Source organism: Synechococcus sp. BS55D (assembly GCF_004332415.1).
GTDB lineage: Bacteria > Cyanobacteriota > Cyanobacteriia > PCC-6307 > Cyanobiaceae > Synechococcus_C.
This window is the reverse complement of record NZ_PHQT01000001.1, coordinates 37,840-64,333: the sequence shown is the minus strand read 5'-3', so window position 1 is coordinate 64,333 and position 26,494 is coordinate 37,840. Positions and strand designations below refer to the sequence as shown.

The 26,494-nt window shown below is 62.5% G+C and carries 30 protein-coding genes; 17 read left to right on the top strand and 13 right to left on the bottom strand.

Annotated features, from left to right (window positions below):
* Nucleotides 1-35: 35 nt before the first annotated feature.
* Entirely contained in the window at nt 36-962 is a 927-nt protein-coding gene (gene rsmH, locus CWE16_RS00350) for a 16S rRNA (cytosine(1402)-N(4))-methyltransferase RsmH (protein ID WP_131592078.1), read from the top strand.
* 61 nt (nt 963-1,023) lie between these two features.
* Here rsmH and CWE16_RS00345 read toward each other — a convergent pair whose 3' ends face one another.
* Nucleotides 1,024-1,779 carry a hypothetical protein gene (locus CWE16_RS00345; RefSeq protein ID WP_131592076.1) on the bottom strand — a complete coding sequence of 252 codons (756 nt, stop codon included), beginning with the start codon at nt 1,777-1,779 and terminating at the stop codon, nt 1,024-1,026.
* A 51-nt stretch (nt 1,780-1,830) separates the two neighbouring features.
* Entirely contained in the window at nt 1,831-3,015 is a 1,185-nt protein-coding gene (locus tag CWE16_RS00340; protein ID WP_131592074.1) for a cysteine desulfurase family protein, read from the bottom strand.
* A gap of 25 nt (nt 3,016-3,040) precedes the next feature.
* On the opposite strand from CWE16_RS00340, the gene CWE16_RS00335 reads away from it, so the two are divergent.
* Genes CWE16_RS00335 through CWE16_RS00325 form a run of 3 tightly spaced genes read left to right on the top strand, consistent with a single transcriptional unit; the run spans nt 3,041 to nt 5,302 of the window.
* Nucleotides 3,041-3,562 (top strand): hypothetical protein, encoded by a 522-nt coding sequence (locus tag CWE16_RS00335; protein ID WP_131592072.1) that lies wholly within the window; start codon nt 3,041-3,043, stop codon nt 3,560-3,562.
* Nucleotides 3,563-3,596: 34 nt separating this feature from the next.
* Complete coding sequence (locus tag CWE16_RS00330; protein WP_236629484.1) at nt 3,597-4,349, top strand: response regulator transcription factor; 753 nt, start codon at nt 3,597-3,599, stop codon at nt 4,347-4,349.
* Entirely contained in the window at nt 4,346-5,302 is a 957-nt protein-coding gene (locus tag CWE16_RS00325) for a pseudouridine synthase family protein (protein ID WP_236629483.1), read from the top strand. The genes CWE16_RS00330 and CWE16_RS00325 overlap by 4 nt, the downstream gene beginning before the upstream one ends.
* 2 nt (nt 5,303-5,304) lie before the next feature.
* Here CWE16_RS00325 and bchM read toward each other — a convergent pair whose 3' ends face one another.
* On the bottom strand, nt 5,305-6,018 hold the full coding sequence (gene bchM, locus CWE16_RS00320) for a magnesium protoporphyrin IX methyltransferase (RefSeq protein ID WP_131592070.1): 714 nt from the start codon (nt 6,016-6,018) through the stop codon (nt 5,305-5,307).
* 28 nt (nt 6,019-6,046) lie between these two features.
* A complete protein-coding gene (locus tag CWE16_RS00315) occupies nt 6,047-7,201 on the bottom strand; it encodes an N-acetylglucosamine-6-phosphate deacetylase (protein ID WP_131592068.1) in 1,155 nt (384 codons plus the stop codon).
* A gap of 62 nt (nt 7,202-7,263) precedes the next feature.
* Here CWE16_RS00315 and purE point away from each other — a divergent pair, with 62 nt between their 5' ends.
* Both purE and CWE16_RS00305 read left to right on the top strand, forming a co-directional pair.
* Nucleotides 7,264-7,797, top strand: a complete 534-nt coding sequence (gene purE / locus CWE16_RS00310) for a 5-(carboxyamino)imidazole ribonucleotide mutase (protein WP_131592066.1) — start codon at nt 7,264-7,266, stop codon at nt 7,795-7,797.
* 56 nt (nt 7,798-7,853) lie between these two features.
* Nucleotides 7,854-8,915: an AI-2E family transporter gene (locus tag CWE16_RS00305; RefSeq protein WP_131592064.1), complete on the top strand. Its 1,062-nt coding sequence runs from the start codon at nt 7,854-7,856 to the stop codon at nt 8,913-8,915.
* Here the strand turns inward: CWE16_RS00305 and cysC are convergent.
* A complete protein-coding gene (cysC, locus tag CWE16_RS00300) occupies nt 8,884-9,531 on the bottom strand; it encodes an adenylyl-sulfate kinase (protein ID WP_131592062.1) in 648 nt (215 codons plus the stop codon). The genes CWE16_RS00305 and cysC overlap by 32 nt on opposite strands.
* 65 nt (nt 9,532-9,596) lie before the next feature.
* On the bottom strand, nt 9,597-9,923 hold the full coding sequence (locus CWE16_RS00295; protein WP_131592060.1) for a translation initiation factor: 327 nt from the start codon (nt 9,921-9,923) through the stop codon (nt 9,597-9,599).
* 149 nt (nt 9,924-10,072) lie between these two features.
* On the opposite strand from CWE16_RS00295, the gene trpB reads away from it, so the two are divergent.
* Entirely contained in the window at nt 10,073-11,329 is a 1,257-nt protein-coding gene (gene trpB / locus CWE16_RS00290; protein WP_131454923.1) for a tryptophan synthase subunit beta, read from the top strand.
* A gap of 11 nt (nt 11,330-11,340) precedes the next feature.
* On the opposite strand, the gene CWE16_RS00285 is transcribed toward trpB, so the two are convergent.
* A complete protein-coding gene (locus tag CWE16_RS00285; protein WP_131592058.1) occupies nt 11,341-12,339 on the bottom strand; it encodes an HrcA family transcriptional regulator in 999 nt (332 codons plus the stop codon).
* Between the two features lie 96 nt (nt 12,340-12,435).
* Nucleotides 12,436-12,798 carry a rhodanese-like domain-containing protein gene (locus CWE16_RS00280; RefSeq protein ID WP_131454921.1) on the bottom strand — a complete coding sequence of 121 codons (363 nt, stop codon included), beginning with the start codon at nt 12,796-12,798 and terminating at the stop codon, nt 12,436-12,438.
* Nucleotides 12,799-12,872: 74 nt separating this feature from the next.
* On the opposite strand from CWE16_RS00280, the gene CWE16_RS00275 reads away from it, so the two are divergent.
* The 9 genes from CWE16_RS00275 (at nt 12,873) to CWE16_RS00235 (ending at nt 20,650) form a co-directional block, all read left to right on the top strand.
* Entirely contained in the window at nt 12,873-14,564 is a 1,692-nt protein-coding gene (locus CWE16_RS00275; protein WP_131592056.1) for a DUF3352 domain-containing protein, read from the top strand.
* Nucleotides 14,542-15,042: a SixA phosphatase family protein gene (locus CWE16_RS00270; RefSeq protein WP_131592054.1), complete on the top strand. Its 501-nt coding sequence runs from the start codon at nt 14,542-14,544 to the stop codon at nt 15,040-15,042. Before CWE16_RS00275 ends, CWE16_RS00270 begins: the two co-directional genes overlap by 23 nt.
* A 24-nt stretch (nt 15,043-15,066) precedes the next feature.
* Nucleotides 15,067-16,257, top strand: coding sequence for a citrate synthase (locus tag CWE16_RS00265; protein WP_131592052.1), 1,191 nt, complete (start codon nt 15,067-15,069; stop codon nt 16,255-16,257).
* A gap of 60 nt (nt 16,258-16,317) precedes the next feature.
* The gene (gene nuoH, locus CWE16_RS00260; protein WP_201737950.1) at nt 16,318-17,436 is read left to right on the top strand and encodes an NADH-quinone oxidoreductase subunit NuoH; all 1,119 of its coding nucleotides are present in this window, start codon (nt 16,318-16,320) and stop codon (nt 17,434-17,436) included.
* A gap of 68 nt (nt 17,437-17,504) precedes the next feature.
* Complete coding sequence (gene ndhI / locus CWE16_RS00255; RefSeq protein ID WP_131592048.1) at nt 17,505-18,161, top strand: NAD(P)H-quinone oxidoreductase subunit I; 657 nt, start codon at nt 17,505-17,507, stop codon at nt 18,159-18,161.
* On the top strand, nt 18,158-18,760 hold the full coding sequence (locus tag CWE16_RS00250) for an NADH-quinone oxidoreductase subunit J (RefSeq protein WP_131454915.1): 603 nt from the start codon (nt 18,158-18,160) through the stop codon (nt 18,758-18,760). Before ndhI ends, CWE16_RS00250 begins: the two co-directional genes overlap by 4 nt.
* A 48-nt stretch (nt 18,761-18,808) precedes the next feature.
* On the top strand, nt 18,809-19,138 hold the full coding sequence (nuoK, locus tag CWE16_RS00245) for an NADH-quinone oxidoreductase subunit NuoK (RefSeq protein ID WP_131454914.1): 330 nt from the start codon (nt 18,809-18,811) through the stop codon (nt 19,136-19,138).
* Between the two features lie 18 nt (nt 19,139-19,156).
* A complete protein-coding gene (locus tag CWE16_RS00240; protein WP_131592046.1) occupies nt 19,157-20,110 on the top strand; it encodes an NAD(+) kinase in 954 nt (317 codons plus the stop codon).
* Between the two features lie 24 nt (nt 20,111-20,134).
* Nucleotides 20,135-20,650: a CYTH domain-containing protein gene (locus CWE16_RS00235; RefSeq protein WP_131592044.1), complete on the top strand. Its 516-nt coding sequence runs from the start codon at nt 20,135-20,137 to the stop codon at nt 20,648-20,650.
* A 206-nt stretch (nt 20,651-20,856) separates the two neighbouring features.
* On the opposite strand, the gene CWE16_RS00225 is transcribed toward CWE16_RS00235, so the two are convergent.
* Nucleotides 20,857-21,135, bottom strand: a complete 279-nt coding sequence (locus CWE16_RS00225; protein ID WP_131592040.1) for a helix-turn-helix domain-containing protein — start codon at nt 21,133-21,135, stop codon at nt 20,857-20,859.
* A gap of 88 nt (nt 21,136-21,223) precedes the next feature.
* On the opposite strand from CWE16_RS00225, the gene CWE16_RS00220 reads away from it, so the two are divergent.
* Entirely contained in the window at nt 21,224-22,120 is an 897-nt protein-coding gene (locus tag CWE16_RS00220; protein ID WP_131592038.1) for a methylenetetrahydrofolate reductase, read from the top strand.
* On the opposite strand, the gene CWE16_RS00215 is transcribed toward CWE16_RS00220, so the two are convergent.
* The 4 genes from CWE16_RS00215 to CWE16_RS00200 all read right to left on the bottom strand — a co-directional run bounded on the left by CWE16_RS00215 (nt 22,101) and on the right by CWE16_RS00200 (nt 26,412).
* Nucleotides 22,101-23,279, bottom strand: a complete 1,179-nt coding sequence (locus tag CWE16_RS00215) for a nucleotidyltransferase family protein (protein WP_131592036.1) — start codon at nt 23,277-23,279, stop codon at nt 22,101-22,103. The genes CWE16_RS00220 and CWE16_RS00215 overlap by 20 nt on opposite strands.
* A 46-nt stretch (nt 23,280-23,325) precedes the next feature.
* Nucleotides 23,326-24,228: a segregation/condensation protein A gene (locus tag CWE16_RS00210; RefSeq protein ID WP_131592034.1), complete on the bottom strand. Its 903-nt coding sequence runs from the start codon at nt 24,226-24,228 to the stop codon at nt 23,326-23,328.
* A 54-nt stretch (nt 24,229-24,282) separates the two neighbouring features.
* Nucleotides 24,283-24,672, bottom strand: a complete 390-nt coding sequence (locus CWE16_RS00205; RefSeq protein WP_131454906.1) for a LapA family protein — start codon at nt 24,670-24,672, stop codon at nt 24,283-24,285.
* A 78-nt stretch (nt 24,673-24,750) separates the two neighbouring features.
* Nucleotides 24,751-26,412 (bottom strand): NAD(P)H-quinone oxidoreductase subunit 4, encoded by a 1,662-nt coding sequence (locus tag CWE16_RS00200; RefSeq protein WP_131592032.1) that lies wholly within the window; start codon nt 26,410-26,412, stop codon nt 24,751-24,753.
* Between the last annotated feature and the right edge of the window lie 82 nt (nt 26,413-26,494).

The following is a 26,494-nucleotide window of genomic DNA, read 5'->3' as shown; positions in this document are numbered from 1 at the left end:
GCAAAACGATCGTGACGGGATCTTAGGAAGGACCCATGCCCGATCAGTCCCCCGGCTCCACTCAGCTGTTCATGCACGTCCCTGTGCTGGCTGACCCGCTCTTGCAGGCGCTGGTCGAGGAGCCTGGCGGCCTGGGCCTCCAGGGCATTCTTCTCGATTGCACCTTGGGGGGAGGAGGCCACAGTGCGCTCCTCTTGGAGCGTTACCCAGGCCTGCGATTGATCGGTCTGGACCAAGACCCCACCGCCAGGGCCGCCGCTGCCCAGCGGTTGGCACCGATGTCTGATCGGGTCACCATCGTGGCGACCAACTTCGCTGATTACGAGCCAACGGAGCCGGTCTCGCTGGTGCTGGCCGATCTGGGCGTGAGCAGCCCACAGCTTGATGTGGCGGAGCGGGGCTTCAGCTTTCGCCTCGATGGCCCCCTCGATATGCGGATGAATCCGGAAGGCGGTGGGGAAACGGCAGCTGAGCTGATCGAACGCCTGCCGGAAGCTGAATTGGCCGATCTCATCTACGCCTACGGCGAGGAGCGTCTCTCCCGCCGGATCGCGAGGCGGATCAAGGCGGATCTGGTCTCCCAGGGTCCATATGACGGCACGGCCTCTCTGGCCTATGCCGTTGCCGGTTGTTACCCCCCGAAGGCCCGCAAAGGACGCATTCACCCAGCCACGCGCACGTTTCAGGCGTTGAGGATTGCGGTCAACGATGAATTGGGGGTGCTGGATCGCTTGTTGGCGCAGGCTCCTGACTGGCTTGAGCCCGGAGGGCTGCTGGCGATCATCAGCTTTCATTCGCTTGAAGATCGGCGCGTGAAAACGGCGTTTCTTCAGGATGAGCGCCTGCAACGCATCACCCGTCGCCCCCTCGTTGCCTCAGAACAGGAGCAGGAGCAGAACCCCCGCAGTCGCAGCGCCAAGCTGCGAATCGCCAGGCGCCGTCACGACATGCTTGAGCCCTGATGGATGCTCCACCAGGGCTGATGGTCTCGAGAGAGGACCTTTCGCGTAGGCCGTATGCGGATCAGTTCCCGTTGAACAGGCCGGTCTGGTCTTCGTTGCCGAACAGTTGGCGGTAGGCCGCAGTGGTAATGCAGGCCACCACCGGAGCGGCCACGAGCAGGCCCACGCCACACAGCAGAGCGCCAATGATGATGATGACGGCATCCACAATCAGCAGAAGAACCACCCACCACCAGGAGGGATCGACCACATCACGACCGCGCTGAACGGTGTCAAACGGGCCGCGTTGCTCGAGCAAGGCGACGTAGGGCAGGAATTTCTGATTGACGCTGAGATAGATGAACAGGATCAGAGCCACAACGGCTGGAATCCAGATCAGGACCTGATTGAGCTGAGCCAGGCCAAAGCCCACCAGGCCACAGATGATGGCAATCACCAGGAACAAGATGGTCAGGGCGATCGAGCGCACGAACAGTCGGGAGGCTGCGGCGCCATCCCAACGGGTGAACTCTGCGAAGGCGGGTTTGCGACCATCCAGGGCGATCCAGGAGCCGCGCACCATGCCGGTGACACCCCAGAGGCTCACGATCCAGGAGCCCACCACTGCAACGATCGTGAGGATCACGCCACCGATGCCGAGGGTTGTGTTGCTGCCGCCGCCGGTGGCCGCATTGCCGATCGCTTGAAAGATCAGCGAGAGCACACCCACCAGCAGGGTGTAGAGAATGAAAGGCCAGGGTGCCTTGGTGAAGGCATTCCAGCCGTCCTCAACGGCTTTCAGAACATGCAGCCTGCTGCTGCTGGGCGTGTCGGTCATGATCTGGATGGGACGGTTCTGGCCGGAAGGTAGCCGCTTTGACCGATTTTTTCAGGGGTTTCCGATACCCGAGCTTGATCGCAATGTCTGGGTGACTGTGCTGATGGCGGCGATCGCTCGATCGATGTCTTCGCTGCTGGTCTGGCGTCCGAGGCTGAGGCGCAGGGAGGCCTCCGCCTCCTTGCGGCTGCGTCCCAAGGCCAGCAGGACGTGGGATGGGGTGCCCCGGCTGCAGGCCGAGCCGCTGCTGCAGGTGACCAGGCGACGCAGTTCCTGATGGAGGCGGCTCCCGCTCACGCCAGGGATCGTGATGTTCAGGTTGTGATCCAGCCGGTGCTCCATCGAGCCATTGCAGAGCAGGTCAGGCACCGCTGCTTGCAGACCGCTCCAAAGCCGATCGCGAAGAAGCCGGAGCCGCTGTCTCCGTTCCAATCGATCGCTGATCGCTAGTTCCGCCGCCCGTGCGAAGCCAACGATGAGTGGCACCGGAAGGGTGCCAGGGCGTAGCCCCTGTTCTTGGCCACCGCCAAACATCAGGGGTTGGATCGCTAGCTCAGGCCGCAGCACCAGGGCCCCAATCCCTTTGGGGCCATAGATCTTGTGGGCGCTCAGGCTGACCAGGTCGACGCCGAGCGCATCCGGTTCGAAGGGCAGGTTTCCGAAAGCCTGGGCCGCATCGCTGTGCAGGGTGATGCCATGCTCCCGACAAAGGCGTGACAGGGCAGCGAGAGGTTGGAGCACGCCGATCTCGTTGTTGGCCGCCATCACGCTCACCAGCAGGGTGTCATCGCGGATTGCCGCTTTCAGTTCTTCCGGAGACACCAGCCCATCAGGATCTGGCTGGAGCAGGGTGAGCCGGAAGCCCTCCTCTGTGAGCTGCTGCAGGGGATCCAGCACCGCATGGTGCTCTGTGCACACGCTGATTAGATGCCCAGGGCCGCCCCGTTGGCGGGCCCTGCCCCGGGCATGACCCAGGAGAGCGAGGTTGTTGGCTTCCGTGGCACCACTAGTGAAGACCACCCGCTCGCTCTCTACGGCGAGTATCCGAGCGAGTCGATCGCGGGCCTCTGCCACAGCCGCAGAGGCTGTGAGGCCGAGCCGGTGCTGCCGACTCGAGGGATTGCCCCATTGTTCTGTCCACCAGGGAGCCATCGCTTCCACCACCTCCGATGCGCAGGGTGTGGTGGCCTGGTGGTCGAGACAAATCGGCTGGCTTCTGGTTGGGCTTGGCAGCATGGTGAGACGTTTGCTCCTGCTTTGAATGCGCGCCTTACTCAGCGTCCTCAGTCTGGGCTTGACCGCATCACTTGCGGCGATCACCACCCTGCCAGCACGCGCGATCGAGCGGGAGGAGCTGCTGGAGCAGATGAAGCGCATGCGGCCATCCGACATGACCGTCCTCGAAACCAAATCGATAGGTGGTGGCACCTACACCCTGGCGATTTACGCCATCAAGGGGGATGCCAGTGATCCGGATCTGCGCCGTTACAAGCTCTGGAAGGAATATCCCGACAATCTCGTGGTGCCCAGCGAATCGGTGAACTGCAGCAGGACATCCCCGTTGAGGGTGACCCGTGACAACGACGCGATCTACATCCGCAGGCTCAATCCCGGCGGCCCGATCACAGCCGCGAATCGCGAGAACCATCTGGTGTGGTGGGCGGCCTGTGTGCCTTCCCAGGCGGGTCAGGACCCTGCCACGTTGTCGACCAAGGCCCGGGAGCTTGGCTACAGCGGCCTCCTGGTCGAGACGATCGAGACCCTGCGTGTCCCATCGCCCTGACGCTTCTAGATTTCCGCCAGATCGATCCCGGGCCATGACGACTTCCCGTCCAGCCGATCAGGAGCCAGCACCGGCGGCTGATGTCGACCAGCCGGTCCCTCGTCTGCTCTTGGTGGACGATGAGCCGGGTTTGCGCACTGCTGTGCAGGCTTACCTGGAAGACGAGGGGTTCGACGTGACCACGGCAGTGGATGGTGAGGAGGGCTTCAGCAAGGCCCAGCAGCTGCTCCCCGATCTCGTGATCAGCGACGTGATGATGCCCCGCTGTGATGGCTACGGCCTGCTGCGTCGCATGCGGGAGGACGAACGCCTGGGGGGCACACCCGTGATTTTCCTCACCGCCAAGGGCATGACGGCGGACCGCACCCAGGGATACTTGGCCGGCGTTGACGACTACATTCCCAAGCCCTTCGACCCCGATGAGCTCGTTGCGCGGGTTCGCAATGTGGTGCGCCGTCAGGATCGCCTGCTGACTGAAGCGGCGCGGTTCGCCGATGCGGATGTGGGCCAGATGGCCCGTCAGATCAACGAGATCCGCTCGATGCTCACCGGCTCTGCTGCCGATGCCGCGGCGGCGGCCGAGGCGCCGCAGCTGAGCTTCACTCCGCGGGAGGCCAGCGTGCTGCAGCTCGTGGCCGAAGGGCTGATGAACAAGGAGATTGCCCGTCAGCTGGAAACCTCGATCCGCAACGTCGAGAAATACGTCAGCCGGCTGTTCATCAAAACCGGTACGTCCAGTCGCACGGAGCTGGTCCGCTTCGCTTTGCAGCATCGCCTGGTCGATTGATCGGACCTGCGCCGCTCGGCTGGCGGGAGGCGGCCCTGAATCAAGGCTGGATCTATCGCGACCGGGTTGGTGTTGATCAGTCCGGGCAACTTCTCAGTGCCGTGCTCTCGGCTCGCCATCGCCATTCGCCCGTTCAGCTTTGGCTGGAGCGCCTCCAGCTTGGGGAGCTCAGCCTCAATGGCCAGGTGCTTTGGGCTGATGCAGTGGTCGCCAACGGAGACCGGATTGAGTGGCGGCGGCCGCCTTGGCGCGAGCCCGCTGTCCCCGAACAGTGGAACACCATCCATGACAACGGTGATTTGCTGGTGATCAATAAACCCTCGGGGCTTCCGGTGATGCCTGGTGGAGGCTTCCTGCTCCACACCCTCAGCCATCAGCTGGTGCAACGCAGCCGGGAACGGGGAGAGGCCCTGGTGCCCAAGCCAGTGCACCGACTGGGGCGTTTCACCTCGGGCTTGCAGGTCTGTGCCCGTGAACCAGCCACACGGGCAGTGCTCTCCAGGCAATTCAGGCCCGAAGGCAGCTGCCGCAAGACTTACCAGGCTTGGGCCCGACGGGTGGAAGGTCTTGAGTTTGGCCAGACCCTGGAGGTTGATACCGACGTTGTGGAACGTGAGCATCCGCTCTTGGGCTGGATTTGGGGGCCGCTCCCTTGGGTGGATGAGCCGGTCCGCAAGCGGCTCTCAGCCCACTCCCAGCTGCGCTTGCTTGATCGCCAGGCCAAAGGAGATCTGCTCGAGGTCACGATCAGCACGGGGCGACCCCATCAGATCCGGATCCATCTGGCTCAGATCGGGAGTCCGCTGCTGGGAGATCCGCTCTATCGCCTGGAACGGCGGATCTCCGCTGATGCCACACCTGGTGATGGCGGTTACTGCTTGCACGCCTGGAAGCTTGAGTTGGCGAGCGCTTCTGGCGTGCTGGCCCTTGAAGCGCCGACCGCCTGGGTGTGAGCTCAGGCTCTGCGGAACTCGATCAGCCTTGAGAAATAGAACGGTGCTTTGTTGAGACTCCGGCGCATGGGTTGGAAGCCGCAGGCCGCAGCTGCGCGCACGATGCCGTCCTCTTTGAGGGTGTACGCGCGGGTGGTTTTGCTGGGGCCTGGAAACAGTTGGCCAATCCCCTTGAGTAGCGCCAGCAGGGGCGTGTAGGGCGCAAAGCTCACGATTAATCGCTGCTCGGCGAGGCCGCAGAGGTGTTTCACCATCTCTTCTGCAGCAGGCTGCGGGTAATGGATGAAGACATCCAGGCAGCAGACGGTGTGAAAGGAGCCGCTGATGCTTTCTAGATCACTTGCACTGAACTGAAGCCTTCCCATGTCGAGCCCGGCTTCGCGAGCGCGGCGTTCTGCTTCCTTGGCCATCGCCTCGGAGATGTCACTGGCGCTGATCGAGCCCGCCCCCAGTGCTGCCAGAGGCAAGCTGAGGCTGCCCACCCCACAGCCGGCATCGCAGAAGCTCACGTCCTGCAGGTCTCCGCTCTCTTGGATCCAGCTGAGCACCTCGTCGACGGTTTTCTGGTGACCGATGCGGATGTTGCGCTGCACTTTGTTCACATCGTCCGATTCGCTGTAGATGCGGTTCCAGCGATCAAAGCCTGTGGTCTCGAAGTAGCCCTTCACCTCCTGCTTCTCGGCCTGGGTGTCATTCAGGCGTTGCACGGGAGCCATGGGGAGGAGTGGATGGGTCGGCGGGATCCTAAGCAGCGTGTTGCCAGTGCAGGTCCCCATCCTCCTGCAGGCTCCAGCGCAGACAAGCCTGGAGGGGGTGATGAAGCAGAAGCGTGTCCCAGGCTTCCGGTGCTTCCAGGACCTCGCGGGGAGCACGGGTTGCGGCCCAGATCGCCCCATCGGGATCTCCGCTCCAGCGGGCGAGTCTGCGGGCCCCCTCCAGCAGGGGGAGGGTGACGCCAGCCAGGGTGCCGTCTTCGAGCCGGCAGGTGCCGTTCTCCACCAGCAGCACCCGTTCATCCCATCGATGCTGGCCATCGGCGAGGCCATAGGGCGCCAGGGCATCGCTCACCAGCACCAGCTGATCTCCGGCAAGCCGTTGCAGAAGCACGGCCATCGTCGGGTCCACATGCACCCCGTCGGCGATCAGCCCCAGAGCAATGCCGCCCTGACGACAGGCCGCACCCAGGGGGCCCGGCGCACGGTGATGCAGTCCTGGCATGGCATTGAAACTGTGGGTCAGCATCCCGACCCCAAGCGCATAGGCCGCCGTCGCCTCCTTGGCGTTGGCGGCGCTATGCCCCAGCGCCACGGTGATGCCAAGGGATCGGAGCCGCTCGATGACCGGCTCCGATCCCTTGAGCTCCGGGGCCAGGGTGACCAAGGCGATCTCATGCTCGAAGCCTTTGATCCTGTGTTCAAGGGCCTCCAGGCTGGGCTTGCAGAGATGCTCAAGGGGATGGGCGCCTCGGCGCGCCTCGGCCAGGAAGGGGCCTTCGAGATGGGCTCCCAGAAGCCTGCAGCGGTTCGGATGTTCCTCGTTCCTCGCCGTCCGAAGCACCGATAGGGCCTCGCGTAGCGGTTCAATGCCACAGGTCACCAGGGTCGGAGCAATCGCTTCCACCCCGTCCAACCAGAGCTGATCCAGTAATTGGAGCAGTCTGGGAAGGTCTTTCTCGGTGAGTTCGGGGAATGCCAGGCCAAGTCCGCCGTTGATCTGAAGGTCGATCCCCATCGGACTCAGCCAGTCGCCTCGCCAGTTCTGGCCCTCCATGGCGCCTCGTTCCGGCATTCGGCCAAGCTCGAGGATGAGCCTGTCGTCATCTAACTCCATCCACCACAGACCAGGCCGGTCATCACGGCCCGGTCGCTGGGGCAAACGCACGTTGGTGATCCGATCCATGCCAGGTGACTGCCAGCGGTTCGTGCGGGACGATGACAGTCTCGCTTTCTTGCGCCAGCACCATGCCTTCAGTCGCACCCCAGGTGGCGGTGATCATGGGTAGTGATTCCGATCTGCCCACCCTTCAGCCAGCCGTTGAGGCGTTGGAGCAGTTGGGAGTGGCGGTTGAGGTGCGTGTGCTCTCCGCCCATCGCACACCTTTGGAGATGGTGACCTTCGCGCAGCAGGCTCGAGGCCAGGGCCTCAAGGTGATCGTGGCCGGTGCTGGTGGTGCTGCCCATCTGCCCGGGATGGTTGCCGCGCTCACAACCCTCCCTGTGATCGGCGTGCCGGTGCAGAGCCGGGCGCTCTCCGGGGTGGATTCCCTGCATTCGATCGTGCAGATGCCAGGAGGGATTCCGGTGGCCACGGTGGCGATCGGAGGGGGGCTCAATGCCGGCTTGCTAGCGGCTCAAATTCTTGCCACCGCCGACGAAGCCCTGGCGGAGCGACTGGCCACCTATCGCCAGGAACTGCACGAGATGGTCACCGGCAAGGATGCCCGGCTTCAGGCGATCGGATCGAGCCGCTACCTGGAAGGGATGGCGGGCCGCTGACCCAAGCAGTCAGCGCTTGGCCGATCCCCACACAATGGCCGCAGGTGCGTTCTCTCATGGCTTGGCCGAGCTGGTTGCGATGGGGTCTTGCTCTGCCGCTGCTGACCCTCAATCTCTACGTTCTGAGGCAGTTACTGCTGCCTCTGGCGCCATTTCCGGGGCTGTTTCTGACCTCGGCTCTGATTGCCTTTCTGCTGGATATTCCCTGTCGCTGGCTCAGTCGCCGCGGTCTGCCCCGATGGGTGGCGATCCTGCTGGTCACCCTGGTCACCGTCGGAGCCCTTGGTCTCGCTGGGGTCACCCTGGTTCCCCGGTTGATTGATCAGCTGGCGCAGCTGATCAATGCCCTGCCGAGCTGGTTGGTGCAGGCGGAAGCCTGGATCAGCGGTTTGCAGGATTGGGCCGCCTCGCGTGGGTTGCCCAGTGAGTTTGGTGATCTGAGCAGCGATCTGCTGACGCGTGTCAGCCGGGTGGCGAGTCAGTTGAGTCAGCGCTTGCTGGGAATTCTCGGGGCGACGCTCGGCACCACGATCAACACAGTGATCGTTCTGGTGCTGGCCGTGTTCTTTCTGCTGGGGGGCGATGCGATCACCGCCGGGCTCGCTCGCTGGTTGCCTGAGCCGTGGCGTGCCCTGGTGATTCGCACGATCACGCGCACCTTTCGTGGTTATTTCGGCGGCCAGGTGCTGCTGGCACTCATTCTCAGTGCCGGGCAGATCCTTGTCTTCACGTTGCTGTCCATTCCCTACGGCGTGCTTTTTGCCGTTTTGATCGGCCTGACGACCCTGATTCCCTATGCCAGCGCCCTCACCATCGTTGCCGTGAGTGCACTACTGGCGGTGCAGGACCCCCGCACCGGTTTGGAGATCCTGGCCGCGGCTATCGGTGTCGGTCAGATCGTGGATCAGGTCATCCAACCCCGTCTGATGGGAAGCATCGTTGGTTTGCAGCCCGCCTGGTTGCTGATCGCCCTGCCGTTGGGTGCCAGAGCTGGCGATCTGCTGGGGCTGGGTGAATTGCTGGGGCTGCTGCTGGCCGTTCCCGTGGCCAGCTGCTCCAAGACTCTTCTCGATGCCTGGGTGGAGCTCAGGACTTCGCCGGAATCACGCCCAGGCTGATCAGATGAGTTACCACCTGATCGACGCAGGCCTCCAGGTCGCTGCTGCCGGTGTCGACCTTCAGCTCTGGCTTTTCGGGTGCTTCATAGGGGCTGGAAATGCCGGTGAATTCCTTGATTTCTCCAGCACGGGCTTTGGCATACAACCCCTTGGTGTCCCGCTGCTCGCAGACTGTCAGATCGGCGGCGCAGAAGATTTCAATGAAGTCGCCGTCCTCCACCAGGGCGCGGGCCTTGTCGCGATCGGCCCGGAAGGGTGAAACGAAGGCGGTGAGCACCACCACACCCGCATCGAGGAACAACTTGGCCACTTCGCCAATGCGGCGGATGTTCTCCTCTCGGTCCGCATCAGAAAAGCCGAGGTCCTTGCAGAGGCCATGGCGGATGTTGTCACCATCCAGCACGTAGGTGGCCAGCCCCCGTTCGAACAGGGCCTGATTCACCGCATTGGCCAAGGTGCTCTTCCCGGCACCGCTCAGACCGGTGAACCAGAGGATTGCACTGCGATGTCCGCGCTGTTCGGCACGGGCTGCTCGATCCACGGAGGCGTGGTGCCAAGCGATGTTGGTGGATGCGCCCTGGTTGGTGAGCTGGCCATAGGTAGGCGAGGCAGACATGGGCGGCAGGCAGATCCGGTTGGCTCGCCATTCTCCATCAGCCCGTTAGAGCTCCCTCAGCGGCGTCAGCCGCCGGCGCGTTTCGGCCGGTAACCCTCTTGGCTGAGCAGCTCGAGGACCACGTCCACCTGATCCCCCTGTAGTTCCACCAAGCCATCTTTCGCTGTGCCGCCACTGCCGATCCGGCCCTTGAGTTTTTTGAGCAGAGTCTTGAAGCCGGCGGCATCCAGTTCAAGACCACGAATCACCGTGACGGTTTTGCCGCCCCGACCGCCGCGGGTGGGCTGCACCCGCACCATCTGCTGAGCCTTCGGGGTCGGTGCGGCCGTTGGGCCGGTGGGGCGTTGAAGGCTCTCGGCGCTGCTGAATTCCTGCCAGCCACCCTTCGGCATTGCGATTCCGCGATCTCATCCATCCTGCCGTTTCCGCGCCTGACAGCGAGCCGTCGAGAGAGCCGTCTTTCGGCGACTCGCGGCATCGTGTGTCCGCCTGCTTACGCTGATCCCACGCTTCAGCGGCCGCAGACGCGGTCGGTTGCTCTGTGACCAGCACTCTGCCTTCTCAGCCCACCGATGCGGATCTGGCCGTCAGCGCTAGGCCCACCGATCGCGGACGCTTCGGGCGGTATGGCGGCCAGTATGTGCCTGAAACGTTGATGCCGGCTCTGGCGGAACTGGAGGCCGCCGCTGCTGAGGCCTGGAGGGATCCGGCGTTCACTGCCGAATTAGACCGGCTGCTACGCAATTACGTGGGGCGGGCGACCCCGTTGTATGAGGCCGAACGGCTGACGGCCCATTACCGCCGCGCCGATGGTGGTCCCAGGATTTGGCTCAAGCGGGAAGACCTGAATCACACCGGCGCTCACAAGATCAACAACGCTTTGGGCCAGGCCCTGCTTGCGCTGCGTATGGGCAAAAAACGGGTGATCGCAGAGACGGGTGCCGGGCAGCACGGGGTGGCAACGGCAACGGTTTGTGCCCGTTTCGGCCTGGAGTGCGTTGTCTACATGGGTGCTGAAGACATGCGACGTCAGGCGCTCAATGTCTTCCGCATGCGGCTCCTCGGCGCAACCGTGCAACCGGTGACGGCTGGTACCGCAACGCTTAAGGACGCGACCAGCGAAGCCATTCGAGATTGGGTCACCAACGTGGAGAGCACCCATTACATCCTCGGTTCGGTGGCCGGACCCCACCCTTACCCAATGTTGGTGCGCGATTTCCACGCCGTGATTGGCGAGGAAGCCAAGCGTCAATGTCATGAGGCCTTCGGTCGCTTGCCAGATGTTCTGGTGGCTTGTGTGGGTGGCGGCTCCAATGCCATGGGGCTGTTTCATCCCTTTGTTCAGGACAAAGGCGTGCGCTTGGTTGGTGTGGAGGCTGCTGGTGATGGCGTGGCCACAGGGCGGCATGCGGCCACCATCACCGAAGGCCGGGTGGGTGTGCTGCACGGGGCCATGAGCCTGCTGCTGCAGGACAGCGAGGGGCAGGTGCAGGAAGCGCACTCCATCAGCGCCGGTCTCGATTATCCCGGTGTGGGCCCCGAGCACAGCTACCTGCGCGAGATCGGCCGGGCGGAATACGGTGCTGTCACCGATGCGGAGGCCCTGACGGCGCTTCAGCTGGTCAGTCAGCTGGAGGGCATCATCCCTGCGCTGGAAACCGCCCATGCCTTCGCCTGGTTGGAACAGCTCTGCCCGACCTTGCCGGATGGAACGGAAGTGGTGCTCAACTGCAGCGGCCGCGGCGATAAGGATGTGAATACGGTGGCCGAAAAGCTGGGCAAAGCCCTGGGAGGCTGAGGCCTGTGCCCTCAGCTAAGCAAGCGTTCTAAGGCTCTGGCGACCGAACGGGCTGCAGCTCTGGCGGTGGCATAGGCCATACGCATCGGGCCCACTAGCGCCACCTGGCCTATCCCGTCGGCTCCAGTCCGATAGCTGGCTTGGACCACCGAGAAAGACTGGAGGGCCGCCTCCGGATGTTCGTGCCCGATCCAGACCCCCTGAGGAGCTTGATGATCGCCAGGCACGACGGCTGCGGGTCGTTGGTCGATTAATTCGAGCAGCGGGCGCACCAGGCTGCTGTCGTTGAATTCCGGTTGGGCGATCAGACGAGAGACCCCATGCACAAGGGCGCCACTTTCTGCAGGGCGTTGCAGGCGTTGATGGCTGTTGATGGCGTCCTGCAGGGCTCGTCCGCAGGGTTGGAGTTGAAGCGGCAAGCTGCTCCAATCCAGGCTGCCGTCACCGTGCTGTTCCAGCTGATGGCTGGTCCAGTGCTCCATCGCCTCCAGTTGATCGGCTGCTCTATGGGGGAGACGCAGGTTGAGGTGGCTCGCTTGATTGCTGTTTTCCACCAGCATCACCAGCAACCTGTCTCCGCTGCGCACCAGTCGCACCGCCTGAAGGGTTGGCTCCGCTCGCGTCGGTCTGGTGATCAGGCTCATCAGGCCGGTGAAGTCGGTCAGCCGACGTGCCATCTGAAGAAGCAGATCATCGAGGGCTGCCCAGCGGAGGCTCAGCTGGGTGAGCTCCTGTTCGAGATGCTGCGCCGCGACACCGGGTTTCGGCAGTAAGCAGTTCACGTAATGGCGATAGCCGCTGGGGCTGGGCACGCGGCCCGCAGAGGTGTGCGGCTGTGTCAGGAGCCCGCGCTGCTCCAGTGCTCCCATCGCTGAGCGAACCGTGGCTGAGCTGGCTTTGAGTCCGAAGCGCTGAACGAGCGTCCTGCTGCCGACCGGCTCGATCGTATCGACGTAGTGATGGACCGTCGCCCGGAGAACCTCCTGTTGTCGGTTGGGGAGGGTCTCCAAGGGTTCTTGCTCAACGATGCGATCGTACGGGGGCTGAGCGGTCACCCCGCCGGTTCTGTCATGAACCCCTCAGCAGGAGGGAGCAGCCAGGGGTGATCAGTATCGAGGGACCCTCGGGTCCACGGTCACACTCCAGGCATCGATGCCACCGCTCAGGTTCCAGACGGAGCGGTGGGGATCTCTGGACAGAAGCCAGCAGCCGAAGTGCCAGCTGCGGACGCCGGCATGGCAGATCACCACCAGGGCCTCCACTCCTGCGAGCTTGGTCTCGAGCTCCGCCATCCATTGCTCTGATTCGCTCAGGGGCAGATGGAGCACCGGACTTGGGAAGGGGGCGATGGCCAGTTCGCTGTGTTCCCGCACATCCACCAGCAGGGGGGGTGAGGCCTCCTGGAGCCAGTGATGGAGATCGCTGGCCGTGAGGGGCTTCGGAGCCCCGGTTTCGATGTCGTTGCTCATTGTTTGATTCTGCAAGCCCCTGGCATCGGACGCTGGATGGATAAAGATGACGGGAGGTGCCCCGTTGCCGGCCCATGAAGGCCCGCTCTTTCCTGCTCGCTGTTGTCCTTGCGGTTGTGCTCCTGTTGGGAGCCGCTGCAGGCTTGTGGTGGTCGATGGTTCAGCAGAGTCCGCTGCGCTTGGCCGAGCAGCCCCTTGAGCTGCCTCGAGCGGCACGCTTTGTGCCCAGGCAGTCGACCCTGAGCCTGCATTGGTTGGTGGATCCGGGGCGGCTTCCGGCCTATGCCCAAGCGGTGGCCCCTACTCGCCAGCGGCGCTCCGCTCGGGAGGGGATGGAGCAGCTTCGTGATGGCGCTTTCGCCTTGGCAGGACTTGATTACACCTCTGAATTGGCGGATTGGCTCGGCCCTCAGGTGAGCCTGGCTCTGCTGGAACCGGCTGGTGCTGAGGGTGCGATGGGATGGGTGTTGGCCCTGGCCAGCCGCGATGACGATGGTGCCCGGCGCTTTCTGCAGCGCTTTTGGCAGACCCGCAGCCTGGCCGGCACGGATCTCCAGATCAGCCGTTACCGAGGTATTGGCGTGATCAGCGGTCGCGGGGCCTTGCTGGGACGCGATCCACAGCCCCTGGCCACGGCACTGATTGACGATGACCTGCTCCTTCTGGCCTCAGGTCGTGGGGTGCTGGAGCAGGCCCTTGATGGATCTCAGCTTGATGAACTCCATCAGCTCGGTGATCAGGAGCTCAGCCGACAGCTGCGGCAGCTGGGCCATGGTGTCGCCTTGTTGACGGCCAGTCCGGCGGCCATGGAAACCTGGCTTGGTTTCCCTGCGGCACTGTCCCAGCGAAAGGATCTTGAGGGCCTGGTGGCGGCCTTGGTTCCCGAGCGTGCCGATTTGCAGTTGGAGGGCCGTTTGCGTTTCCGCTCGCCAGTCATCCGGCGTTTCGGGGCAGCGGAGCTTTCGGCTCCCCTGCTGCGGGCCTCAGGGGGGCCTGCGGATGCCTTGGCGTTGCTGGAGAAACCAGCCCAGTTACTCAAAAGCGACGTCAGTGATCCTCTGGACCAATGGCTGGGCCCGATCCTTCGCAGCCGTCTGGAGCGGATCGGTTCCCCCGCACTGGAGGTGATTGCCGAACTCGATGAGGGCCCATTGCTCTGGGAGCATCTGAGCGATGGCTGGCTTCTAGCCAGTCGCGATGGTCGCCCCGACGATCAGGCCGTGGATGGGCAGCTGAAACAGAAGGGACTGGTTCGCTCAAACCTGCCTGGTGAGTCCGCATCCCTGAACGTCTGGACGCAACTGCAGCGGCAGCGCAGCCATGGCAAAGAGGCACTCGAGGCCCAGCTCGCCGTCGCCCTGGAGTCGGAATCGGGAGTCGCTTGGTGGAGCAACGCTCTCGAGGCGCTGCATCAGCGGAGGGATCAGAAAGCCCTTGAACCACGCCTCGATCAGTTGGAGGCGCTTGCCGCCGACGGGGCCTCGTTGCAGCAGCTTGCCCTTGCTGAGCAGGGGGCTCGGGATCAACTGCAGCAGTGGCGCCCCTGGACGCTTCTTCAGGCCGTGGCCGGTCGCTCCCTGTTGCCGGCTGTTCATGGCATGGCCATGGCTGTTTCCGCAGGAGAGGCTGTTTCCGCAGGAGAGGCTGTTTCCGCAGGAGAGGCTGTTTCCGCGGGAGAGGCTGTTTCCGCTGACATTCCAGCGGCCAGTGATCAGGCTGAAGCCAGCGACACCCTGCGCTTCCGTGCCCGGCTCAGCTTCGCTTGATCTGTTCCTCCTCCGTCACGGCATTGCCGAGGAGCGCGTTGCGGGTCGGGATGATCCTGAACGGGCCCTGACCCCGCCAGGGCGTCAGCGCACCCTGGCGGTGCTGCGCAGACTGCGCAGTCTGGGTTTCAACGCCGATCGCCTGCTCAGCAGCCCTTTTCGACGGGCCCGGGAGACAGCGGAGCTGGCTCTTCAGGTTGGTCTCGCTTCAGAGCTGCAGCTGGAGTCGAGGTTGATGCCTGGAGGTGATTGCGATGCCCTGCTGCCAAGCCTGGAGGGCCGCTGCCTCCTCGTTGGTCATGAGCCTGATCTCAGTGCCTTTGCAGCAAGGCTTCTCGGTGCTCCAGACCAAAGCATTCGCTTGCGCAAGGCCGGGTTCTGCCATCTCCATATCCCGGCAGGGCCGGCTGAGGCCAGGTCCGGAGCCCAGCTGGAGGCGTTACTGAGGCCACGGTTTCTTCTCCCCCGCTCGGTTTAGGTTGCCCTCAGCAGCGGAGTGGAGGTGGCACACAACCAGGCTGAGGAGATCCGTCACGACAAGACGGGCATCGTGTTCCGTCCAGGTCTGGAGGGTGTGCCTGCCACCCAGTCGGCCATCTGCGATATCGATGGTCAGCGCGGTCGCCTCTCTTACCGGGGATACGCCCTCGAGGAGTTGGCGGTGAAGAGCACGTTCTTGGAAACCACCTATCTCCTGATCTGGGGAGAGTTGCCCACCAGTCAGCAGTTGCGCGACTTCGAGGAAGAGGTGCAGATGCACCGGCGCGTCAGCTTCCGTGTGCGCGACATGATGAAGTGCTTCCCCGCCAGTGGCCACCCGATGGATGCGCTGCAGAGCAGTGCCGCCTCTCTGGGGTTGTTTTATTCACGTCGGGCCATCGATGACCCGCAATACATCTACGACGCGGTGGTGCGGCTGATCGCCAAGATTCCCACGATGGTGGCCGCCTTCCAGCTCATCCGGAAGGGCCAGGATCCGATCCAGCCCCGGGATGACCTCGCCTACTCGGCGAATTTCCTCTACATGCTCACTGAACGGGAGCCGGACCCGCTTGCAGCACGGATCTTTGACCGCTGCCTGATGCTCCACGCCGAGCACAGCCTCAACGCCAGCACCTTCAGCGCTCGGGTGACGGCCAGCACTCTCACTGACCCCTATGCCGTGGTGGCCTCGGCCGTCGGCACGCTGGCCGGTCCCCTCCACGGGGGAGCGAATGAAGATGTTCTCGCCATGCTCGAGGAGATCGGAACGCCCGACCAGGCGGCGACCTATCTCGACGCGGCCATTGCCAAGAAGCGCAAGGTGATGGGATTTGGACACCGCGAATACCGGGTCAAGGATCCCCGCGCTGTGATCCTTCAAGGCCTGGCAGAGGAGATGTTTGCGCGATTCGGCCACGATGAGCTCTACAACGTGGCGCGTGCGCTAGAGGCGGCTGCAGAGAGCCGTCTCGGCCCCAAGGGGATTTATCCGAATGTCGATTTCTATTCAGGGCTCGTCTACCGCAAGCTTGGGATTCCTCGCGATCTGTTCACGCCGGTCTTTGCGATCGCCCGCGTGGCCGGTTGGCTCGCTCACTGGCGCGAGCAGCTTGGCGCCAACAGGATTTTCCGTCCCTCGCAGATCTATACCGGCCAGCCGCTGCGCCAGTGGCTTCCCGCTGAAGGTCGTGTTCCGGCTGCGGGCGCCTAAGTTGCTGGCATCTCACCCATGAACATGGTGATCCCTCTCGCCACCACTGCGCCGGCCCTGGTGAGCCCGGGCCTGGATCTGGAGGTCAGCTTCAGTCAGACACTCCAGGGTCTGGGCCTGTCTCCGCAGGCCGCCCATCTGCTCTGGTTGCCGCTGCCGATGCTGCTGGTGTTGGTGGCTGCAGTGGTGGGCGTGCTGGTGACCGTGTGGCTCGAGCGCAAGATCTCCGCCGCCGTCCAGCAACGGATCGGTCCTGAGTACGCCGGAGCCCTCGGCGTGCTTCAGCCCCTTGCTGATGGCCTGAAGCTTCTCGTCAAGGAAGACATCATTCCCTCCCGAGCCGATGGGCTGCTTTTCACCCTTGGCCCTGTGCTGGTGGTGGTTCCGGTCATTCTCTCCTGGCTGATCGTGCCCTTCGGTCAGAACCTGCTGATCAGCAATGTGGGCATCGGCATCTTTCTCTGGATCTCCTTGAGCAGCGTGCAGCCGATCGGTTTGCTGATGAGCGGCTACGCGTCCAACAACAAATATTCCCTTCTTGGCGGTCTGAGGGCCGCTGCTCAGTCGATCAGCTATGAGATTCCCCTCGCCCTGGCGGTGTTGGCGGTGGTGATGATGAGCAACTCACTCAGCACCATCGACATTGTTGACCAGCAGACAGGAGCTGGTCTTCTGAGCTGGAATGTTTGGCGTCAGCCCGTTGGCTTTCTGATCTTCTGGATCTGTGCCCTGGCGGAATGCGAGCGTCTTCCCTTCGACCTTCCGGAGGCGGAAGAGGAGCTGGTGGCCGGCTACCAGACCGAATATGCGGGCATGAAATTTGCCCTCTTCTATCTGGGCAGCTACATCAATCTCGTGCTCTCGGCGCTGTTGGTTTCGGTGCTCTACCTGGGTGGTTGGGGTTTCCCGATTCCGGTCGAATGGCTGGCTGGCTGGCTCGGCCAGTCGGTTGATGCTCCTTTGGTCCAAGTGATCACCGGCACGGTGGGCATCGTCATGACCGTGCTCAAGGCCTATCTGCTTGTGTTCCTGGCCATTCTCCTGCGCTGGACCACTCCGCGGGTGCGCATTGACCAGTTGCTCGACCTCGGCTGGAAGTTCCTGCTTCCCCTTTCCCTGGTGAATCTCCTGGTCACGGCTGCTCTCAAGCTGGCGTTCCCCGTCGCTTTCGGTGGTTGAGCCGTTGCCTCACCCCAGACAACACGCCGCTGGACGCGGCATCATGACCTTCTGACGGCACCCTGGCCATGTTCGGATTTCTCAAGCAGGTTGGCGAGTACACCCGGGATGCGGTGGATGCAGCCCGCAATCTCACCCAGGGCTTGGCGGTCACTTTTGACCACATGAAGCGGAGACCGGTCACGGTCCAGTACCCCTACGAGAAATTGATCCCGTCGGAGCGGTACCGCGGCCGCATCCATTACGAGTTCGATAAGTGCATCGCCTGTGAGGTGTGTGTGCGGGTCTGTCCGATCAATCTCCCAGTTGTTGACTGGGTGATGAACAAGGAGACCAAGAAGAAAGAGCTGCGCAACTACTCGATCGATTTCGGGGTTTGTATTTTCTGTGGCAACTGCGTGGAGTACTGCCCCACCAATTGCCTGTCGATGACGGAGGAGTACGAGCTCGCGGCTTTTGATCGTCACAGCCTGAATTTCGACAACGTGGCCCTCGGACGCCTGCCCACCAGCGTCACCACCGATCCTTCCGTTCAGCCCCTGCGAGAACTGGGGTATCTCCCTGCCGGTGCCATGGATCCCCACGGAGTGCCTGCCGATCAACCCCGAGCCGGTCGGCTCCCTGAGCAGATCCTGGCTTCTCTCTCCAGCAATCCTGGTTCAGGAGCAGGGGATGGGGGAGAATCCTCAGGGTCTGCCCCCGCGAAGGAGGAGAGCGCCGAATGACGATCGCGGCATCCACCCAGCTGATTTGCTTTGTTGTTCTTGGGGCCGTGGTGGTGCTTGGCGCCCTCGGTGTGGTGCTGCTGAGCAACATCGTGTACTCCGCGTTTCTGCTCGGCGGGGTGTTTCTGGCGGTCGCCGGCCTCTATCTCCTTCTCAATGCAAGCTTTGTGGCGGCAGCCCAGGTGCTTGTTTACGTGGGTGCTGTGAACGTGCTGATCCTGTTCGCGATCATGCTCGTGAACAAACGGGAAGACCTCGCTCCAGTTCCAGGGTTGTCAACGCGGCGTCTGCTCTCAGGTGGGGTCTGTGCCGGCCTTTTTGCCTTGCTGGTTCGTGTGGTGGTCACCACCCCATGGGCAACTCCTGGCCCGGCGGCCATTGGCGAAGCAGCCACTGAGCGGATCGGCGAGCATCTCTTCACCGACTATCTACTGCCCTTTGAGCTCGCCTCCGTTCTCCTCCTGATGGCGATGATTGGAGCGATTGTGCTCGCACGTCGGGATGTTCAGGCCACGGATCTCGGCACGGGCGAAGAGGCCGATCAAGGCCTGATCGAAAAGGCGCGGACACCACTTCTGGTCGATCAGGGCCCCTCCTGATTGCGTTGATCACCGTTCCGGTCGCACCGTTTTTTCTTACTCCCTCCCATGTCTGATCTGCTCAGCGGTTCCGTTCCCCTCGAGGCCTTTCTGCTGCTGGCAGCTGTTCTGTTCTGCACGGGTGTTTGGGGCCTGATCAATAGCCGCAATGCCGTTCGGGTGCTGATGAGCATTGAGCTGATGCTCAACGCAGTCAACATCAACCTGATGGCCTTCTCGTCCTATGTGGATGGCGATCTGATTCGCGGTCAGGTGTTTGCGGTGTTTGTGATCACGGTGGCAGCGGCGGAAGCTGCCGTCGGTCTGGCGATCTTGCTGTCGCTTTATCGGAACAGGGTCACAGTGGATATGGAACGTTTCAACCTGCTGCGCTGGTGACCCCGGCGCCACTGTTTCATGCGCCTCGATCGGGTCTGGTTGATCTATCGGGCTGACAGCCCCATCGCCTTGCGTGAAGCACGCAAGTGTGCCGCTGACCTGGAGTCACTGGGGGCCAAGGTCAGCCTGGCCATGAGTGGACTGAGTGCCGATCCATTTCCGGGTTTGCTCGCGTCCGAGCCTGAGCTGCCGGATTTAGCCGTGGTGCTTGGTGGTGACGGCACTGTTTTGGGTGCAGCCCGGCACCTGGCGGTGCTGAATGTGCCGATCCTCTGCTTCAACGTGGGCGGTCATCTCGGCTTCCTCACCCACGAGGCCAGCCTGCTGGGTGGTCAGGAGCTCTGGCAGAGGCTTCTGGACGATCGTTTCGCCATGGAGCGTCGCATGATGCTGCAGGCCATGATCAATCGTCGCCCTGATCTCAATTGCCCCGTGGGCACGTCATCCGGGCGTGATCAGTCCAATGGTGGTGATTCGCCAGAGGTTCACTGGGCGCTGAACGATCTGTATCTCCGCCCCTATCGCGATGAAATCGCTCCCACCTGCACCCTCGAACTGGAGATCGATGGGGAGGTGGTCGATCAGATCCGCGGCGATGGTCTGATCCTGGCCACCCCGACCGGCTCCACTGGCTACGCGATGGCGACGGGAGGGCCAATCCTTCATCCCGGCATCGATGCCATCATCGTCAGCCCGATTTGCCCCATGAGCCTTTCGAGTCGCCCTGTTGTGGTGCCACCGCGTTCCAGGCTTGTGATCTGGCCCCTGGGTGATGGAAGCCGTCAGGTGAAGCTCTGGAAGGACGGTGCCAGTGGCACGGTGCTGGAACCTGGCGAGTGCTGCGTGATTCAGCGGGCTCCCCACCATGCCTTGATGGTGCAGCTGGAGCAGCGCCCCTCCTATTACCGCACCCTGGCCTACAAGCTTCACTGGGCCGGCAGTCTGGTGGACAGCGCTCCGTCCCCCAACTGACGAGGCCCCCATCGATTCACGGTCATGGCTCTGGAGATTGAACGGCGTTTTTTGGTGACTGCTGAGGGCTGGCGGACCCTCGCTGGTGCGCCTCAGCCCCTGCGACAGGGCTATCTCGCTGGTTCCCGGGAGGGTTTCACCGTTCGCCTGCGGCTCAGGGGGGAGCACCCAGGGCCTGCCGACAGGGCCTGGCTGACCCTGAAGGCACCGGCGGCAGGTTTCGCCCGTCATGAATTCGAATACGACATTCCCGTGGAGGACGGAGAGGCGCTCTGGCAGCTCGCCCCCCAGCGGCTCACCAAGACCCGCTTCAGCCTCGATTGTCCAGGCGGTGACTGGGTGGTGGATGTGTTTGAGGCTGATAACGCTCCTTTAGTGCTGGCTGAGGTGGAGCTTCCCGCAGCCGATGTGCCGATCCGGGTGCCGGAGTGGTGCGGGCGCGAAATTACTGGTGATGACCGCTGGAGCAATGCCGCCTTAGCCCATTGCCCTTTGTCCCGTTGGCCCCGGGAGTGGAAAGAGTCTTTCGATTTGCTTTAGATTCTGCTGATGGGTCTCCGGCTCCGTCGGTTCACTCAGCAACGGGATCTTCTGGGCGGTCGCCATGTATGGCCTTTACGACAGCGATGGCATCCTCCGTTTCATGGGCGTGAGCAGGGAGGCCTGCGAGGACTATGCGGCCCTGTTTGAGCTCTCTTTGGCCAGCTGTTCCTTGCTGTCGATTCCCAGGGCGATCGGATCTCCGCTCAGGACGCGCCGGGCTCGCCGTCCGACAGGGAGCAGCAGTTGAAGCCATCGCGGCAGATCTTGCCATGATCCATCGCCCAGTTCAGGAGGGCCACTCTGTTCTTGGCGCCGGTCTTGGTGAAGACATTGCTGACGTGATTGTCCACGGTGCGCTTGCTGATCGTGAGTCGCTCTGCGATCTCTTGATTGGTCAGTCCCTCAGCGACAAGCTCCACGATTTCGACTTCCCTGGTCGATAGATCGATCGTCAGGGGATCGGGAACGCTGCCGTTGGCCATGGTGACCGTTTCCCACGCCGTTCATTCCATCCTAGGTGCGGGCAGGGTGCTTGATCCCCCATAGTGGCCCGGTGAATGGTGATCGGATTTGACGAGCGCGCTGCAGCGCATCCTGGCTCAAGGAGGTGGTCCAGCTCTCACGGCGGAGGTGATGCCTCCTCGAGGTGGGGATCCCAGCCATGCCCTGGCCATGGCCGAGTGGCTCCGTGATCGTGTCCATGCCATCAACGTCACGGATGGCAGTCGGGCCGTGATGCGGATGAGCAGCCTGGCGCTCTGTCGCTTGCTGTTGGATGCGGGGCATGAGCCAGTGCTGCAGATCGCCTGTCGCGATCGCAATCGCATCGCTCTGCAGGCGGATCTTCTCGGTGCCCATGCCCTGGGGATCCGCAATATTCTCTGCCTGACGGGGGATCCCGTTCGGGCCGGGGATCAGTCCGCGGCCCGCCCTGTGAATGAGTGGGAAGCGGTGCGCTTGTTGCAGCAGGTTTCAGCGTTCAACCGCGGTGAAGATCCTGTCGAGGGTGCCCTTGCCGATGGCCCAACCGCCTTGTTTGCAGGAGCCGCGGCTGATCCCCATTCAGCCAGTTGGAGTGGTCTCGCCCGTCGCCTGGAACGGAAGCGGATGGCAGGCGCAGCATTTGTTCAGACCCAGATGGTTATGGATCCAGAGGTGCTGGAACGCTTTTGCCGTGAGCTGGCCGATCCCCTGGAGTTGCCGGTTCTTGCCGGTGTCTTCCTGCTCAAATCCGCCCGGAATGCCCAATTCATCAATCGCATGGTGCCTGGGGCCTGCATCCCCGAGTCCTTGATCGGACGGCTTGCTCAGGCCCCGGATCCCGCGGCTGAGGGGGTCAAGATTGCGGCAGAGCAGGTGCATCGCTATCTGGGCATCGCCCAGGGAGTCCATCTGATGGCCGTCAAGGCAGAGCAGCGAATCCCGGAGATTCTTGAGTGCGCTGGGATTAGCTCGCTGCCGGGGTGAGATCCGTGCCCAAGAGCTCTGCCATGGCCTTCTGCTGCGGAGAAGGTTCCACCAGGTCCTGCCGTCTGGCATCGGTGATTAACCAGTCAAGGGCTGCTTCCTGCAGGTCGAAGTGGTCGCCGTTTTTGCCAACGCAGTAGCGGCCGAACACGAGCTTCTCGACCAGCTGAACCCCCTGTCCGATCCGGGAATAATCAAAGATGATCGAGTTGTCGATCACGGCCCCTTCGCAGATGTGACAGCTGGGACCGATCATCGAGGGCCCGAGAATCGTGGCGCCGTCTTCGATCTTGGTCATGCCACCCACATAGACAGGACCTTGCACATTGATCTTCTCCCAGTTGGCAGCCACGTTGAGGCCGGCATAGACGCCGGGGCGAACTTCCTTGCCTGGAATACCCACTTGGCGCACGTCGCCCTGGAGAACACTGCGAATGGCTTGCCAGTAATCGGGCACCTTGCCGATGTCGACCCATTCGAAGTCCATGGGCAAGGCGTAGAAGGGTGAACCAAGTTCCACCAGCTTCGGGAAGAGATCCGAGCCGATATCGAAGGGTTGCCCGGAAGGGATGTGTTCGAAGATGGCCGGTTCGAAGATGTAGATGCCGGTATTGATGGTGTCGCTGAGGGCCTCCTCGACGCGAGGCTTCTCCTGGAAGGCACGGATGCGGTCTTGCTCGTCGGTCACCACGACGCCGTAGCTGCTCACCTGATCCCGTGGAACCCGTTTGGTGACCAGGCTGGCGATCGCACCCTTCTCCCGGTGACGACGCACGGCCTCACTGAGATCGAGATCGATCAGGGCATCGCCGCAGAGCACCACAAAGGTGTCATCGAAAAAGGTCTGAAAGTCCTGGATCTTCTTGAGTCCGCCGGCTGATCCGAGGGCATCACCGATCAGCTCACCGTCTTCGATTCGACCCTCGAAGCTGTAGGCGATCTCGACACCGAAGCGCTGGCCGTCACGGAAATAGTTTTCGATCTCCTCAGCGAGGTGGGAGACATTCACCATCACCTCATTGAAGCCATGCTCCTTGAGAAGCTCCAGCAGAAACTCCATGACCGGTTTCTGCAGGATCGGAATCATCGGCTTGGGGATCACGTGCGTGATCGGCTGGACCCGCGTCCCCTTGCCGGCCGCCAGGATCATCGCCTTCATCGACGTCTCAAGGCCTCAGTTTGGATAGGTCAACATAAGGGGCCGCTCAGGCCACCAACGATGCTCCAGCCGGCACGACAGCTGGCACCTCGAGGCTGGTGAGGGGGAGCTGGGCCATCGTCCCTGGTGCCAACAGGCGTTTCAGCTTGAGCGGAGCATGGAGATGGCCCTCCTGTTCCAGCTCCACCTGGCCCTGGGAGGAGAGGAACAGCAAAGCCCAGAAGACACCGACTCGATCGGTATCCAGGTCCTGGGCAGCTACTTGACCCCATCGGCTGACCAGCGCATCAAAGTCGGTCCAGTGGAGAGCGGCGTCCCAACTGTTCAGAAACACACCCAGGGCTGCGGTGGTTTCCGGCAGTTTTTCCCGATGGGCCAGGGCGGCCACCTGGGCAATCGCTTCCCTTCGGCTGAAGCGCTTCTGGCGCTGACGCCGCTTGAGTTCCAGCTCATCGGATTCAAGCTGCTCGGCGATCGCCTCCAGTTGCTCGATCAGCTCCCCTAAGGTCACCGGCCGGCGCAGCGGCGGTGGGGCAACAGGCCGTCGCTCCAGATGCCGCTCAGGGCGCCGCGGTAGATCAAAGTCAGGGTTGAGCCACCCCTGATCACCGAATTCAGGGTCGCAGCAGTCCTCGAGTACAGGTTCAGGGGGAAAGGTCTGGGCTTCAAGCACTTCGGCTTTCAGCCCCACGAGGACCGCTGCCGCCAGGAAGGCCTCGCTGCTATCCGCTAGGTCCTGTTCGTAACTTCCACCTCGCTGTCGCAGCGTTTCGGCCACCTGCCTGGGAACGCTGATCCGTTGGCGGAGCTGGTCAAGAAAGCCGTCGACCACGGCGATCACATCAACATCCCAGGGGTCTAGATCACCCCGTTGGGCTGCATCCTGGAGAAGGCGGATCGCCAGGCGAGCTCCACCCTCTCGATTGCGGACTAGCCCGGCCTCCGACAAGGATGTTGCATCGCTGCCCACAACGTATCGAGTGGGTGTTCAAGACGCCAGGCCTCAGCTGGCCTGCACGTCCACATGATCACTGGGCTCCGCGCTGTGATCGGGCCCGGTTCCTCCGGCCGCGGGAAGCAGGCCCAGCTGGGTTTCCACGGTGGCTCGGTAGCGATTGAGGTCACTTTCCAGATCCTTGATCCGGACCTGTTGTGCCTCTAGCTCTCCCTCCCGGCTGAACTGCTCCACGTTGTTGAGCATCCCGCTCCAGGCGGCGAAGAACCACGCGGACACGGCCCCGATGCCCGCGAACACCAGCAGCAGGGCTGCCAGGGGCAGTGTGTACTGGAGTCCGGGCAGCAGATGCACGGTGGTGGCCGCTGTGTTCTCCAGGGTGAAGAACACCATGGCCAAGCCAAAAGCAAAGATCAGGGTGAAATTGACCTGGCGCATGGCTCGCTGGGTAGACCCCAGAAAATTACGGGTGATGGAGGCGGCCGTTTCACTCGCCTGGCGAACGGACGAAGATTGTTACGCCTCGGGCAGGGTGGGTGCTCGAAGGAGCGCCGGGGCCAGGGACACGCTGCGCAGCATCGAGGCGGTGGGTTGTTTGATCCGCTCCATGGCCACCACGTCTCTGTTGACCAGGGCTTCAATCGAACTGCGGTAGCTGTCCGTCATCAGCCGTGGATAGAGGCCGATTCCGATGATCGGCACCAGCAGGCAGCCAATGATGTAAACCTCCCGCGGTTCGGCATCGACCAGATTCGTGTTGGCGGCCAGTTGAGTGTTCTCCTTGCCGAAAAAGATTTCGCGGAGCATGGAGAGCAGGTAGATGGGGGTGAGGATCACGCCCACAGCGGCCAGTCCATCAATCACGATCCTGAAGGTCAGGCTGTAAGCCTCATCGGTGGCGAATCCTGCGAAGACCATCAGTTCGCTCACGAAACCACTCATGCCAGGTAGGGCGAGAGAGGCGAGGGAGCAGACGGTCCAGAGCGCAAACATGATGCGCATCTTCTGGCCGACGCCTCCCATTTCATCGAGCTGGAGCGTGTGGGTGCGGTCATAGGTGGCTCCCACCAAGAAGAAGAGGCTGGCTCCGATCAGTCCATGGCTGATCATCTGCAGCATGGCTCCGCTCGTGCCTAAAGCACTGAAGCTGCCAATGCCAATCAGCACGAAACCCATGTGGCTGATTGAGCTGTAGGCGATCTTGCGCTTGAGATTCCTCTGGGCAAAGGAGGTCAAGGCGGCGTAGATGATGTTCACGACGCCGAGCACCACCAGAAGGGGTGCGAATTGGGCATGGGCTTCGGGCAGCATCTCAGCGTTGAAGCGCATGAGGGCATAGCCGCCCATCTTGAGAAGAATCCCTGCCAGCAGCATGTGCACAGGGGCTGTGGCTTCGCCATGGGCATCCGGCAGCCAGGTGTGGAGTGGCACGATCGGGAGCTTCACGCCGAAGGCGATCAGCAAACCCGCGTAGCAGAGCAGCTGAAAGCCTGTCCCGAAGCCCTTCTGAGCCAGCACGCTGTATTCAAAGTTGGGGGTGCCTCCGCCGAAAAAACCCATCGCCAGGGCAGCCAGCAGGATGAACAGAGAGCTTCCCGCTGTGTAGAGGATGAATTTGGTGGCTGCATATTGACGCTTCTTGCCTCCCCAGATCGCCAGCAACAGGTAAACGGGAATCAGCTCCAGTTCCCAAGCCAGGAAGAAGAGCAGCATGTCTTGGACGGCGAAGACAGCGATCTGTCCGCCGTCCATGGCCAGGATCAGGAAAAAGAAGAGCTTCGGCTTGAAGGTCACAGGCCAGGCTGCGAGAACGGCCAGCGCTGTGATGAAGCTGGTGAGCAGGATCAGGGGCATCGAAAGCCCGTCGGCTCCTACGGCCCAGGTCAGGCCCAGATCAGGTAGCCAGCTCACCCGTTCAGAGAGCTGCAGGCCACTAACGCTGGGGTCGTAGCCATTCAGGTAGGCAGCTCCCGTGATCAAAAACGTGATCAGGGCGACGCCGAGCGCAAACCAGCGCACCTGTTTCCCTTCACCCTGGTCAGGGATGAAGGGCACGATCAGAGCTCCAACGATTGGGAACAAGATCGAGAGACTCAGCCAGGGCACCCCTGCCTCGATCAGTTCAGGCGTGAGGGGTGAGGTGGGGTCAAAAGGGGGACTGACGGCAAACTCCAACACGGCCCGGCCTTTTCACAGCATTGGCTGGAGTGTAGAAATCCTGAGCAGAAGCGCAGCCACTCGATAGGCGTTGACACACACA